Annotated in this window: 1 pseudogene; it reads right to left on the reverse strand. The window is 61.8% G+C overall.

Annotated elements, in window-relative coordinates:
- Positions 1-254 (reverse strand): annotated as a pseudogene (locus tag AAEZ10_RS27555) (arginine decarboxylase); the annotation flags it as partial.

Consider the following 254-nt stretch of genomic DNA (forward strand, 5'->3'; position numbering starts at 1 on the left):
TTCCTTGACCAACGGGTTGTTGGCAATGGCGGCCTTGACGCCCTCGGCGCTCAAAGTCTGCGGCAGGATCGGGCCGATGATGCCGTAGCGATTGCGGGTCGGCACCAGGTAGGTCGGGATGGCCCCGGACAACGTCATCGCATGTTCAGCAGATTTGTGGCAGTTGCGGTCGCACAGGGCGATCTGATCGCGCGTGACGCTGGCCATGAGGATGACGCGGTTGGACATCGAGGAGCCGTTGGTCACGTAATAGG

It is taken from the genome of Pseudomonas sp. H26/SER47-MNA-CIBAN-0231 (assembly GCF_040310465.1).
GTDB lineage: Bacteria > Pseudomonadota > Gammaproteobacteria > Pseudomonadales > Pseudomonadaceae > Aquipseudomonas > Aquipseudomonas atacamensis.